Below are 13,087 nucleotides of genomic sequence, written 5' to 3'. Positions count from 1 at the left end.
TACTGACAACCACCGACAACGGCGGGCGGTAGGGTGCCGGTGGAGCGCGTGAGCAGTTGCGAATCGTTCCGGGAAAACCCGGGCAATCCGCACCTGTTCGAAACAAGCGCCTCCCGCGGATCCCGGCCAGAACCGCTCGGTCGGCCGGCGGAGCGGGAAGGCGCCGCACAACCTACACAGCATCTTTACGGGCGGAAGGTGCGCGGTGGCACCGTAGGCCGCCCCACCACCGACGAGGGGGAACAGCAGGTGAGCATGACGGCCTCCGTGCCGGCCGGCGCGACCGGTGGACCGGGCACCGGAGCCCCTTCCGGGGCGGGTATGGGCTTCGGCTTCTGCCGCGTCACCATCGTGGCGCCCGACAGCCGCATCGACGTCGCACTGCCCGACGACGTACCGGTCGCCGACCTCTACCCGGAGATACTGCGCCTGTCCCAGCAGAGCCCCGCCGAGGGCGCTCCGGTCGGCTACCACCTCGTACGCCGTGACGGCACCGTCCTCGACGGCGCCAGGTCCTTCACGGCCCAGCGCATCCTCGACGGCGAGTTGCTCACCCTGCGCCCGTTCGCCGAGTCGCTGCCCCCGGCCGTCCTCGACGACGTCTCCGAGGCGGTGGCCGCCGCCGTCACCCGGGACCGCACCCTGTGGAGCGGCGACCTGACCCGCGCCGCCGGTCTCGTCGCGGGCGGCGTCCTGCCCGCGCTGCTCGCGTTCGTGGCCTGGAGCTCGCAGGTCCGGCACGACATGCACAGCCTTCAGGGCATCATCGCGGGCGTCTGCGGCATCCTGCTCGTCACGATCGCGTGCGTACGCGCGCGTGTGTACGACGACCGGGGCTCCGCTGTCGCGCTGGGACTCGGCGCCCTGCCCAACGTGGCCGTGGCCGGCTCGGGCCTGCTGTCGCTCTCCGCCGGCGAGGGCATCGGGCGACTGCAGTTCCTGCTCGCCTGCACGGCCGTCCTGGTCGCCTCCCTGGTGCTCACCCTGGTGTCGCCGGGCGGCGACGGACCCTTCGTGGCGTTCCTCTTTGCCTCCGCCATCGGTCTGATCACGACCTTCATCGCGATCCTCACCGAGCTGAAGCCCATCGAAACGGCCGCCGTCTGCGCCCCGCTCTCCGTCGTGGCGCTGGCCTTCCTCCCCGGCCTGTCCATGCGTTTCGCGCGGCTGCCCATCGGTTTCGAACCGCCCAACCCGTCCCGCGGCGGGTACGACACCGGCGAGCCCGCGCCCCAGGAACCCGTGGACGCCGAGCGCGTGGCCGCACAGGCCCGGCGCGGCCACGAACTCCTCGTCGGTCTCGTCGGCGGCTGCGCTCTCGTCGCGGTGGGCGCGTCCATCGTCCTCGGCTTCTCCAGCAACATCTGGGCCCAGCTGCTGGCTCTCGCGACCGGCGTGGCGATGCTCATGCGGGCGCACCTGTTCCGTTACACCGCACAGGTCGGCGCCACCCTGGCCGCGGGCTTCGCCGCCATCGTCTTCCTCGGCCTGGGGCTGGCCCTGAACCCGCCGCGGGGGTACCTGGCCGACGCCTTCCGGGGCGACACCACGGCCCTCGACATCCGGAGCGTCTGGCTCGCCGCCGCCGTCGCCGCGGCCACCGCCCTGGTCACCGCGATCGCCCTGATCACCCCACGGCGCGGTGTCACCCCCTTCTGGGGCCGCTTCCTGGAGATCGCCGAGAGCTTCGTCCTCCTCACACTGATCCCCCTGGCCCTGGCCGTCTTCGACGTGTACGCGCAGGCGCGGGCCATGACCAGCTAGGAGCCGGACGGCGCAAGCGGGCCCTCGCCGGCGAGGAGCCGGACGGCGCAAGCGGGCCCTCCCCGGCGAGGAGCCGGACGGCGGAAGCGGGCCCTCCCCGGCGAGGAGCCGGACGGCAAAAGGGCGGCAACGCGCGCGTGCCGCCCTTTCTCATGCGTGGCCCCCTACCCGTCCAACCCCCCGTTATGGGCCATAGGCGTCAGATCGAACTCCCCGTCCCGAGCCCCCAGCACGAACGCCCGCCACTCCGCCTCGGTGTAGCGCAGCACCGTGTCCGGGTCGAGGGAGGACCGCATCGCCACCGCCCCGCCGGGCAGGTACGCGATCTCGACCCGCTCCTCGTGCTCCTCCGTGCCCGGCGCGCAGTGCCACTCGACGCCCGAGATGTCGAGGGCGTACAGCTCGTCCCGCTCCCGCTCCTTGCGCGCCTTGATCTCCGCTTCCGTTTCCGCCATCGTGCAGCGACCCCTTCCCGAGGTAGGTACGGTCCGGCGCTCACCCTAGTGGCCGGGACCGCCCCACCAGGGCGGTTCGCCGACCGGGCGCAAGGTGCCCGCCATCGCCTGGTACCCTGAGTGACGGCCGTTTGTGTACGCGCCCCCGGAACCGCCCCGTGCTCGTTCTGGAGGCCGCGCCCAGCGGATCCCCGCCTCCCGAGTAACGGAAGCTCCCCCGAGACGTAGACCGGGGGCACTCGGTGGCACTCAACAGACTATGAGGAGTACGCGTGTCGCTCGACGCCGCTACGAAGAAGCAGATCATCGCCGAGTTCGGTGCCAAGGAGGGTGACACCGGCTCCCCCGAGGTCCAGGTCGCCCTGCTCTCCCGTCGGATCTCCGACCTGACGGAGCACCTCAAGACCCACAAGCACGACCACCACTCCCGCCGTGGCCTGCTGATCCTCGTCGGTCAGCGCCGCCGCCTTCTCCAGTACCTGGCGAAGAAGGACATCCAGCGCTTCCGTGCGCTGGTCGACCGCCTCGGCATCCGCCGCGGTGCGGCTGGCGCCCGGTAAGACGCCATGAGGGGAGCGGTTCCCGAAAGCACTCGGGGGCCGCTCCCTTTGCCGTATGCGGGGCCCTGCCGCGCAGCCGGAACCCTCCGCCGTATGTGCGGAGACGTGCGGAGTGTCACTCACGCTTTGTAGTGTGGTAGCACAACGCAATACGCACGACACGGAACGACGTACGCCACGGCACTACGGGGTACGTCACAGAACGAGGAGGAGCGCACCCAGCCGCCGCCGGTCCTCGGTAGTGGCCCCCGGGGGGAAGCGAGCCCCGGGTGCTTCGATCGAAGACCGGCCCGCACCGCACGGAGCGCTTCTCCGCCACCGTCCCCCTGCCACACGGGCAGCCAAGGGACGAAAGACGATACGTAACGGAGAAAACGCTAGTGGAGAACGAGACCCACTACGCCGAGGCCGTCATTGACAACGGTCCCTTCGGCACCCGCACCATCCGCTTCGAGACGGGCCGCCTGGCCAAGCAGGCCGCCGGTTCCGCCGTGGCGTACCTGGACGACGACACCATGGTGCTGTCGGCCACCACCGCCTCCAAGAACCCCAAGGACCAGCTCGACTTCTTCCCGCTGACGGTGGACGTCGAGGAGCGGATGTACGCCGCCGGCAAGATCCCCGGCAGCTTCTTCCGCCGTGAGGGCCGGCCGTCCGAGGACGCCATCCTCACCTGCCGCCTCATCGACCGTCCGCTGCGCCCGTCCTTCAAGAAGGGCCTGCGCAACGAGATCCAGGTCGTCGCCACGATCATGGCCCTCAACCCCGACCACCTGTACGACGTCGTCGCGATCAACGCCGCGTCCGCGTCCACGCAGCTGGCCGGTCTGCCCTTCTCCGGCCCGATCGGCGGCGTCCGCGTCGCGCTGATCCGCGGCCAGTGGGTCGCCTTCCCGACGCACACCGAGCTTGAGGACGCCGTCTTCGACATGGTCGTCGCCGGTCGCGTCCTGGAGGACGGCGACGTCGCGATCATGATGGTCGAGGCCGAGGCCACCGAGAAGACCATCAAGCTGGTCGAGGGTGGGGCCGAGGCGCCGACCGAGGAGGTCGTCGCCGCCGGTCTGGAGGCCGCCAAGCCCTTCATCAAGGTCCTGTGCCGCGCGCAGGCCGACCTCGCCGCCAAGGCCGCCAAGCCGACCGCCGAGTTCCCGATCTTCCTGGACTACCAGGACGACGTGTTCGAGGCGCTGACCGCGGCCGTCCGCCCCGAGCTGGCCCAGGCGCTCACCATCGCCGGCAAGCAGGAGCGCGAGACCGAGCTGGACCGGGTCAAGGGTCTGGCCGCCGAGAAGCTCCTGCCGGAGTTCGAGGGCCGCGAGAAGGAGATCTCCGCCGCGTACCGCTCGCTCACCAAGCAGCTGGTCCGCGAGCGCGTGATCAAGGAGAAGAAGCGCATCGACGGCCGCGGTGTCACCGACATCCGCACCCTGGCCGCCGAGGTCGAGGCCATCCCGCGGGTGCACGGTTCCGCGCTGTTCGAGCGTGGCGAGACCCAGATCCTGGGCGTCACCACCCTCAACATGCTCCGCATGGAGCAGCAGCTGGACACCCTCTCCCCGGTGACCCGCAAGCGCTACATGCACAACTACAACTTCCCGCCGTACTCCACCGGTGAGACCGGCCGCGTCGGCTCCCCGAAGCGCCGCGAGATCGGCCACGGCGCGCTCGCCGAGCGCGCCCTGGTGCCGGTGCTGCCGACGCGCGAGGAGTTCCCGTACGCGATCCGCCAGGTGTCCGAGGCCCTCGGCTCCAACGGCTCGACGTCCATGGGCTCGGTCTGCGCCTCCACCATGTCGCTGCTGAACGCCGGTGTGCCGCTGAAGGCCCCGGTCGCCGGTATCGCCATGGGTCTGATCTCCCAGGAGATCGACGGCGAGACGCACTACGTCACTCTCACCGACATCCTCGGTGCGGAGGACGCCTTCGGCGACATGGACTTCAAGGTCGCCGGCACCAAGGACTTCGTGACCGCCCTCCAGCTCGACACCAAGCTGGACGGCATCCCGGCCTCCGTCCTGGCCGCGGCCCTCAAGCAGGCCCGCGACGCCCGCCTCCACATCCTCGACGTGATGATGGAGGCCATCGACCGGCCCGACGAGATGAGCCCGCACGCTCCGCGGATCATCACCGTCAAGATCCCGGTCGACAAGATCGGTGAGGTCATCGGCCCCAAGGGCAAGATGATCAACCAGATCCAGGAGGACACGGGCGCCGAGATCACCATCGAGGACGACGGCACGATCTACATCGGCGCCGCCGACGGCCCCTCCGCCGAGGCCGCCCGCACCACGATCAACGGCATCGCCAACCCGACGATGCCCGAGGTCGGCGAGCGGTACCTGGGTACGGTCGTCAAGACGACCACCTTCGGTGCGTTCGTCTCCCTGCTGCCCGGCAAGGACGGTCTGCTGCACATCTCGCAGATCCGCAAGCTCGCCGGCGGCAAGCGCGTGGAGAACGTCGAGGACGTGCTCGGCGTGGGCCAGAAGGTCCAGGTCGAGATCGCCGAGATCGACTCCCGCGGCAAGCTCTCCCTCGTTCCGGTGATCGAGGGCGAGGAAGGCGACGAGACCGCGAAGGACGACGCCGAGCAGTGACGTCCCGTAGCTCCAAGGTGACGGCCCGCCCCTCTTCGGAGGCGCGGGCCGTCGCCCGTACCCAAACCCTCATCAAGGGCACAGCCGGCATCGGTACGGTCCGCAAGACCACCCTCCCGGGCGGTCTGCGCGTCGTCACCGAGACCCTGCCCTCGGTCCGCTCCGCCACCTTCGGCATCTGGGCGCACGTCGGCTCCCGCGACGAGACCCCGTCCCTGAACGGCGCCACGCACTACCTGGAGCACCTGCTCTTCAAGGGCACGACCCGGCGCAGCGCGCTCGACATCTCCTCCGCGCTCGACGCGGTCGGCGGCGAGATGAACGCGTTCACGGCCAAGGAGTACACGTGCTACTACGCGCGCGTGCTCGACACCGATCTGCCCCTCGCCATCGACGTCGTCTGCGACATGCTGACCGGCTCGCTGATCCTCGAAGAGGACGTCAACGTCGAGCGCGGCGCGATCCTCGAAGAGATCGCCATGACCGAGGACGACCCGGGCGACTGTGTGCACGACCTGTTCGCGCACACCATGTTCGGCGACAACGCCCTCGGCCGGCCGGTCCTCGGCACGGTGGACACGGTCAACGCCCTCACCGCCGACCGCATCCGCCGCTTCTACCGGAAGCACTACGACCCGACCCACCTCGTGGTCGCCTGCGCCGGCAACATCGACCACAACAAGGTCGTACGGCAGGTCCGCGCGGCCTTCGAGAAGGCAGGCGCCCTCCGCGACCCGGACGCGCGGCCCATCGCCCCGCGCGAGGGCCGCCGTACGATCCGCACCTCCGGCAAGGTCGAACTGCTGGCCCGCAAGACCGAGCAGGCCCATGTCGTCCTCGGCATGCCCGGCATCGCCCGCGCCGATGACCGCCGCTGGGCCATGGGCGTGCTCAACACCGCCCTCGGCGGCGGCATGTCCTCCCGCCTCTTCCAGGAGGTCCGGGAGAAGCGCGGCCTCGCCTACAGCGTGTACTCGTACACCTCCGCCTTCGCGGACTGCGGCCTGTTCGGCGTCTACGCCGGCTGCCGGCCCAGCCAGGTGCACGACGTCCTGCGCATCTGCCGCGACGAACTCGACCACGTCGCGCAGAACGGCCTCTCCGACGACGAGATCGCCCGCGCCATCGGCCAGCTGCGGGGTTCCACGGTCCTCGGCCTGGAGGACACCGGCGCGCTGATGAACCGTATCGGCAAGAGTGAGCTGTGCTGGGGCGAGCAGATGTCCGTGGACGACATGCTCGCGAAGATGGAGGCGGTCACCCCGGACGAGGTCCGCGAGGTCGCCCGCGACATCCTGGGGCAGCGCCCGTCGCTGTCGGTCATCGGCCCGCTCAAGGACAAGCAGGCCTCCCGGCTGCACGACGTGGTCGCCTGAAACACCACCGGTTAGGAAACAGGAACATGAGCAAGCTGCGCGTGGCGGTCCTCGGTGCCGGGGGCCGGATCGGGTCGGAGGCGGTCAAGGCGGTCGAGGCCGCCGAGGACATGGAGCTGGTCGCCGCCCTCGGCCGCGGCGACAAGCTGGAGACGCTGGCGGAGACCGGCGCCCAGGTCGCCGTCGAGCTGACCACCCCCGCCTCGGTCATGGGCAACCTGGACTTCTGCGTGCGCCACGGCATCCACGCCGTCGTCGGTACGACGGGCTGGACCGAGGACCGCCTCGCGCAGCTGCGGGGCTGGCTCGCCCAGTCCCCGGAGACCGGCGTGCTCATCGCGCCGAACTTCTCCATCGGAGCCGTGCTGACGATGAAGTTCGCGCAGATCGCCGCGCCGTACTTCGAGTCGGTCGAGGTGGTCGAGCTGCACCACCCGAACAAGGTGGACGCGCCCAGCGGTACGGCCACGCGCACGGCCCAGCTCATCGCCGAGGCCCGCCGGGCGGCCGGGACGGCACCGGCGCCGGACGCCACCGTCACGGCCCTGGACGGTGCGCGGGGCGCCAGCGTCGACGGCGTCCCCGTGCACGCCGTCCGCCTGCGCGGCCTGCTGGCCCACCAGGAGGTGCTGCTCGGCGGCGAGGGCGAGACCCTCACCATCCGCCACGACTCCCTGCACCACAGCAGCTTCATGCCGGGCATCCTGCTCGGCGCGCGCCGCGTGGTGACCGCTCCGGGCCTCACCTTCGGCCTGGAGCACTTCCTGGACCTGAGCTGAGACGACCGAGCCGAGACAGACGCCTGCGATGCGCGCGAAGATCACCTACCTCGTCACGGCCGCCGTCCTGGTCTTCTACTTCGTCCTGGTCGGCAGCCGCGGCGTGATGCTCATCCAGTCCGGCACGGTCGTCACCGTCACCTTCGGCGTGGCGGTGCTGGTCCTGCCGGTCATCGGGCTGTGGTTCCTGTGGAAGAACACCCAGTTCGTCCGCAAGGCCAACCAGCTCGCCGCCGAACTCGACGCCGAGGGCGGTCTGCCGCTCGACGAGCTCAAGCGCCTGCCCAGCGGCCGGATCGACCGCGACTCGGCCGACGAGGTGTTCGCCAAGCGCAAGGCCGAGACGGAGGCGTCCCCGGACGACTGGCGCTGCTGGTTCCGCCTGGCCGTCGCCTACCACGACGCCCGCGACACCCCGCGCGCCCGCAAGGCGATGCAAAGGGCCATCGCCCTGCACGACGGAAAGCCGGTGCAGGCCGCCTGACAGCGCGCCCCCGCACGACCGCCGCACCGCACCGTTTCGCTCAGCGGCCCCCGTACTCCGCCGCCCACGCCTCCACCGCGTCCGCCGCCCGGTCGAAGGCCATCGGCCGGCCGAGGAAGTCCAGGCCGTGCGTGGTGAGCAGCGGCGGGGTGTCCTCCGGACGCCGGTCCTTGCGTACGAGCGCCAGCGCCTGCCCCTGCACGGTGCGCGGCAGACCCAGCCAGCGCACCGGCTGCTGCACGGTCCGCACCGAGACCACCCGTGCCCAGGGCACCGTCCGCGTCCCGAGGAAGCCGGTCCGGCGCAGCCCGCGCCGGCTCACCCAGACCCCCATGCGCAGCAACCGCAGCGCGCCGACGACGATCGCCAGGCCGAGGCCGAGGACCACCCCGGCGTCGGCCGGCGAGCCGGTGAGCGCGGTGAGCACGGCGGCGAACAGGACGAACGAGGCGAGCAGCAGCACCAGCGCGGCCAGGCCCACTCGCCAGGGACCGGGCCGGTACGGGCGCCGCCAGCGGTCCGGATCGTCGTACGGCAGCGCACTCTCGGCCGTCGTCTCGAAGGTGCGTTCGGCCGTCAGGAAGGGCAGGGGCACGGCTGGTCCTCACTCGGTCCTCACGGGGGCTGTGCCGGTGAGGCTATCCGGCCCCGTTCCCGCCCACCAGCCGTGAGCGTCCGGAAGGGGCAGTGCCCGCGCTCAGTGCCCCTGGGACGCCTGGGACTGCTGAGCCGGCGTATCGGACGGCGTGGAGAGCGCCGGCATGCCCAGGACCAGGGCGCCTATGAGGCCGGCGACGATGGTGAGGCCCAGCAGCCAGCGTCCGGCCATCTCGCCGAAGGACGCGCGCCGACGGGGCGGGGGAGTGACATTGCTGCGGAACCTGTCCGCCTCGGCCAGGAAGGCGAAGGGTACGGGCCCGCTGGGGGTCCCTCCCGGCGGTAGCTGGGGGCGGAACATCGTGATGCCGTTCCTCTCATGGTGGGTGATCGAATGTGCGGACCTCACCGATACAGACGATCGAGTGACACAAAAGGTGCCCATGTCCGAAAAAATCGTGGGTGCGTTTTTTGGGGTGAGGTGGTGCCGGGCCCCGCCGGGTGCCCCCGTAAGGTGGTCGCGAACCACCGCAGTGATGGGAAGGACCCCAACCCCCGTGACCACCCCCGAGTCGCTCACGTTCCGCAGTGACGTCACCGTCGAGCTGGTGAAGTCCAGCGCTTCGGACGCCGACGTGCTCTTCGCCGCCCGCGTCTCCACCGCCGGCGAGCAGTCCCTGGACGAGCTGAGGAAGGACCCCGAGCGCTCCAAGGGCCTGATCAACTTCCTGATGCGCGACCGGCACGGCAGCCCGTTCGAGCACAACTCGATGACGTTCTTCATCAGCGCCCCGATCTTCGTCTTCCGCGAGTTCATGCGGCACCGGGTCGGCTGGTCGTACAACGAGGAGTCGGGCCGCTACCGCGAGCTCCAGCCGGTCTTCTACGTCCCCGGTGCCGACCGCAAGCTCGTCCAGCAGGGCCGCCCCGGCAAGTACGTCTTCGTCGAGGGGACCCCGGCCCAGCACGAGGCCGTGAGCAGCGCCTTGCGGGAGTCCTACGAGCAGGCGTACGCGGCCTACCAGAAGCTGCTCGCCGAGGGCGTCGCGCGCGAGGTGGCCCGCGCCGCCCTCCCCGTCGGCCTCTACTCCTCGATGTACGCCACCTGCAACGCGCGCTCCCTGATGCACTTCCTCGGCCTGCGCACCCAGCACGAGCTGGCCAAGGTGCCGTCCTTCCCGCAGCGGGAGATCGAGATGGTGGGCGAGAAGATGGAGGCGGAGTGGGCCAGGCTCATGCCGCTGACCTACGCCGCCTTCAACGCGAACGGGCGTGTGGCCCCGTAACGAAGCCTTGTTCCCCTGTCGGGAACGGATGTACGGGTCAGCCTGGCGAGGTGTCCGTATTGCGGCATTTAGAGAAGTTCATCTAGCCTGATCAAACGGACCCGGCACTGCTTGAACCCCCGAGCAGGCAGTGCCGGGCTCCCTCTTTGTCCTGACTTTCCCGACACCCCAAGGGCACATCCCGCATCGGGCACCGAGTAGCGTGTTACCCATGGCTCCGACCTCGACTCCGCAGACCCCCTTCGGGCGGGTCCTCACCGCCATGGTCACGCCCTTCACGGCGGACGGCGCACTCGACCTCGACGGCGCGCAGCGACTCGCCGCCCACCTGGTGGACGCAGGCAACGACGGCCTGATCGTCAACGGCACCACCGGCGAGTCCCCCACCACCAGTGACGCGGAGAAATCGGACCTCGTACGAGCCGTCCTGGAGGCCGTCGGAGACCGCGCCCACGTCGTCGCCGGAGTCGGCACCAACGACACCCACCACAGCGTCGAGCTGGCCCGCGAAGCCGAGCGGATCGGCGCCCACGGCCTCCTGGTCGTCACGCCGTACTACAACAAGCCCCCGCAGGAGGGCCTGTACCGGCACTTCACGGCCGTCGCCGACGCCACCGGCCTGCCGGTCATGCTCTACGACATCCCCGGCCGCAGCGGCGTCCCGATCAGCACCGAGACCCTCGTCCGGCTCGCCGAGCACCCCCGCATCGTCGCCAACAAGGACGCCAAGGGCGACCTCGGCCGCGCCGGCTGGGCCATCGCCCGGTCCGGTCTCGCCTGGTACTCCGGCGACGACATGCTCAACCTCCCGCTGCTCTCCGTGGGCGCGGTCGGCTTCGTCTCCGTCGTCGGCCACCTGGTCACCCCCGACCTGCGCGCCCTGGTGGACGCGTACACCTCGGGTGACGTCGTCAAGGCCACGGAGATCCACCAGAAGCTGCTCCCGGTCTACACCGGCATGTTCCGCACCCAGGGAGTCATGACCACCAAGGCCGCCCTGGCCCTCCAGGGACTGCCGGCCGGACCGCTGCGCCCGCCGATGGTCGAGTGTTCGCCCGAGGAGATCGCGCAGCTCAAGATCGATCTTGCCGCCGGCGGGGTACAGCTCTGACAACAGACTTGGCACCACAGGGGCTTCACAACTGAAGAACAACTGAAGACGCAGGCCACCGGTGCCTGCACTCGACAACGACAACTGCTTGCGCACGAACGTCACGCGCGCCACGTGCCCTACCGGTACGTGGCGCGCGTGGTGAGGAGAGTCTTTTGAGTCATCCGCATCCTGAACTCGGCCCGCCCCCGGCGCTGCCCGAGGGTGGCCTGCGGGTCACCCCACTCGGCGGCCTCGGCGAGATCGGCCGAAACATGACGGTCTTCGAGTACGGCGGTCGCCTGCTGATCGTCGACTGCGGAGTGCTCTTCCCCGAGGAGGAGCAGCCCGGAATCGACCTGATTCTGCCGGACTTCTCGTCCATCCGGGACCGCCTCGACGACATCGAGGGCATCGTCCTCACGCACGGCCACGAGGACCACATCGGCGGCGTCCCCTTCCTGCTCCGCGAGAAGCCGGACATCCCGCTGATCGGCTCCAAGCTCACCCTCGCGCTGATCGAGGCCAAGCTCCAGGAGCACCGGATCCGCCCGTACACCCTGGAGGTGGCGGAGGGGAACCGCGAGCGCATCGGCCCCTTCGACTGCGAGTTCGTCGCCGTCAACCACTCCATCCCGGACGCCCTGGCCGTCGCCATCCGCACCCCCGCCGGCATGGTGGTGCACACGGGCGACTTCAAGATGGACCAGCTCCCCCTGGACAACCGCCTCACGGACCTGCACGCCTTCGCGCGGCTGAGCGAAGAGGGCATCGACCTCCTCCTCGCCGACTCCACGAACGCCGAGGTCCCGGGCTTCACCCCGCACGAGCGCGACATCTCCAACGTCCTGCGGCAGGTCTTCGCCGGCGCCCGCAAGCGGATCATCGTGGCGAGCTTCGCCAGCCATGTCCACCGCATCCAGCAGATTCTGGACGCGGCGCACGAGTACGGCCGCCGGGTCGCCTTCGTCGGCCGCTCCATGGTCCGCAACATGGGCATCGCCCGCGACCTCGGTTACCTGAAGGTGCCGCCGGGCCTGGTGGTCGACGTCAAGACGCTGGACGACCTGCCCGACCACGAGGTGGTCCTCGTCTGCACGGGCTCCCAGGGCGAACCGATGGCGGCCTTGTCCCGCATGGCCAACCGTGACCACCAGATCCGCATCGTCCAGGGCGACACGGTCATCCTCGCGTCCTCGCTGATCCCCGGGAACGAGAACGCGGTCTACCGCGTGATCAACGGCCTGACCCGCTGGGGCGCCAACGTCGTCCACAAGGGCAACGCCAAGGTGCATGTCTCCGGCCACGCGTCCGCGGGCGAGCTGCTGTACTTCTACAACATCTGCCGTCCGAAGAACCTGATGCCGGTCCACGGCGAGTGGCGCCACCTGAGGGCGAACGCGGAACTGGGCGCCCTGACCGGTGTCCCGCACGACCGGATCGTCATCGCCGAGGACGGCGTGGCCGTCGACCTGGTCGAGGGCAAGGCGAAGATCTCCGGCAAGGTCCAGGCGGGTTACGTCTACGTCGACGGCCTCTCGGTCGGCGATGTCGGTGAGCCGGCACTGAAGGACCGGAAGATCCTCGGCGACGAGGGCATCATCTCGGTGTTCGTGGTCGTGGACGCCTCCACCGGCAAGATCACCGGCGGCCCGCACGTCCAGGCCCGCGGCTCCGGCATCGAGGACTCGGCCTTCGCTGACGTCCTCCCGAAGATCACCGAGGTCCTGGAGCGGTCCGCCCAGGACGGCGTCGTGGAGCCCCACCAGCTCCAGCAGCTCGTCCGCCGGACCCTCGGTAAGTGGGTCTCGGACACCTATCGCCGCAGGCCGATGATCCTGCCGGTGGTCGTGGAGGTCTGACGCCTCGTCGGTCCGCACCTGGAGCGGGGCGCCTCGATTTGCATCGAGGCGCCCCGCTCCAGTACGTTTACGGCTCCGCCCAACCGGGAACCCCAGCACTTCACGCGCTGGACACGGATGCCCGGAGCGGGTGGGAAAACCGACTCAGAACTTCTGATAAAGTCGGAACCGCCGGAAAGGGAAACGCGAGAGCGGGAACCTGGAAAGCACCGAGGAAATCGGATCGGAAAAAGA

12 protein-coding genes are annotated in these 13,087 nt (G+C 70.0%); 9 read left to right on the top strand and 3 right to left on the bottom strand.

What is annotated here, in order from left to right; translation table 11 throughout:
* Window positions 1-255 precede the first annotated feature (255 nt).
* On the top strand, window positions 256-1,764 hold the full coding sequence (gene eccD, locus AQJ11_RS21175; protein WP_059264242.1) for a type VII secretion integral membrane protein EccD: 1,509 nt from the start codon (window positions 256-258) through the stop codon (window positions 1,762-1,764).
* A 164-nt stretch (window positions 1,765-1,928) separates the two neighbouring features.
* On the opposite strand, the gene AQJ11_RS21170 is transcribed toward eccD, so the two are convergent.
* A complete protein-coding gene (locus tag AQJ11_RS21170) occupies window positions 1,929-2,219 on the bottom strand; it encodes a DUF397 domain-containing protein (RefSeq protein WP_014675376.1) in 291 nt (96 codons plus the stop codon).
* A gap of 272 nt (window positions 2,220-2,491) precedes the next feature.
* Between AQJ11_RS21170 and rpsO the strand changes: the two genes are divergently transcribed.
* From rpsO to AQJ11_RS21145, 5 genes are all read left to right on the top strand, one after another.
* Window positions 2,492-2,779, top strand: a complete 288-nt coding sequence (gene rpsO, locus AQJ11_RS21165; RefSeq protein ID WP_014675377.1) for a 30S ribosomal protein S15 — start codon at window positions 2,492-2,494, stop codon at window positions 2,777-2,779.
* A 380-nt stretch (window positions 2,780-3,159) separates the two neighbouring features.
* A complete protein-coding gene (locus AQJ11_RS21160) occupies window positions 3,160-5,379 on the top strand; it encodes a polyribonucleotide nucleotidyltransferase (RefSeq protein WP_014675378.1) in 2,220 nt (739 codons plus the stop codon).
* The gene (locus tag AQJ11_RS21155) at window positions 5,376-6,755 is read left to right on the top strand and encodes a M16 family metallopeptidase (protein ID WP_014675379.1); all 1,380 of its coding nucleotides are present in this window, start codon (window positions 5,376-5,378) and stop codon (window positions 6,753-6,755) included. The genes AQJ11_RS21160 and AQJ11_RS21155 overlap by 4 nt, the downstream gene beginning before the upstream one ends.
* 26 nt (window positions 6,756-6,781) lie before the next feature.
* On the top strand, window positions 6,782-7,534 hold the full coding sequence (gene dapB, locus AQJ11_RS21150) for a 4-hydroxy-tetrahydrodipicolinate reductase (protein ID WP_058082123.1): 753 nt from the start codon (window positions 6,782-6,784) through the stop codon (window positions 7,532-7,534).
* A 28-nt stretch (window positions 7,535-7,562) separates the two neighbouring features.
* Window positions 7,563-8,018, top strand: a complete 456-nt coding sequence (locus AQJ11_RS21145) for a tetratricopeptide repeat protein (RefSeq protein WP_058082124.1) — start codon at window positions 7,563-7,565, stop codon at window positions 8,016-8,018.
* A 40-nt stretch (window positions 8,019-8,058) separates the two neighbouring features.
* On the opposite strand, the gene AQJ11_RS21140 is transcribed toward AQJ11_RS21145, so the two are convergent.
* Complete coding sequence (locus tag AQJ11_RS21140; protein WP_014675382.1) at window positions 8,059-8,613, bottom strand: YdbT family protein; 555 nt, start codon at window positions 8,611-8,613, stop codon at window positions 8,059-8,061.
* A 102-nt stretch (window positions 8,614-8,715) separates the two neighbouring features.
* A complete protein-coding gene (locus AQJ11_RS21135) occupies window positions 8,716-8,976 on the bottom strand; it encodes a hypothetical protein (RefSeq protein ID WP_059264043.1) in 261 nt (86 codons plus the stop codon).
* Between the two features lie 175 nt (window positions 8,977-9,151).
* Here AQJ11_RS21135 and thyX point away from each other — a divergent pair, with 175 nt between their 5' ends.
* The 3 genes from thyX (at window position 9,152) to AQJ11_RS21120 (ending at window position 12,853) form a co-directional block, all read left to right on the top strand.
* Window positions 9,152-9,901, top strand: a complete 750-nt coding sequence (gene thyX / locus AQJ11_RS21130; protein ID WP_041665521.1) for an FAD-dependent thymidylate synthase — start codon at window positions 9,152-9,154, stop codon at window positions 9,899-9,901.
* Window positions 9,902-10,112: 211 nt separating this feature from the next.
* Window positions 10,113-11,012 (top strand): 4-hydroxy-tetrahydrodipicolinate synthase, encoded by a 900-nt coding sequence (dapA, locus tag AQJ11_RS21125; protein WP_014675385.1) that lies wholly within the window; start codon window positions 10,113-10,115, stop codon window positions 11,010-11,012.
* Between the two features lie 155 nt (window positions 11,013-11,167).
* Complete coding sequence (locus AQJ11_RS21120; protein WP_014675386.1) at window positions 11,168-12,853, top strand: ribonuclease J; 1,686 nt, start codon at window positions 11,168-11,170, stop codon at window positions 12,851-12,853.
* Window positions 12,854-13,087: the final 234 nt, after the last annotated feature.

The sequence above is a fragment of the Streptomyces corchorusii genome (genome assembly GCF_001514055.1).
GTDB lineage: Bacteria > Actinomycetota > Actinomycetes > Streptomycetales > Streptomycetaceae > Streptomyces > Streptomyces olivaceoviridis.
This window is presented reverse-complemented; position numbering and strand designations above follow the sequence as displayed.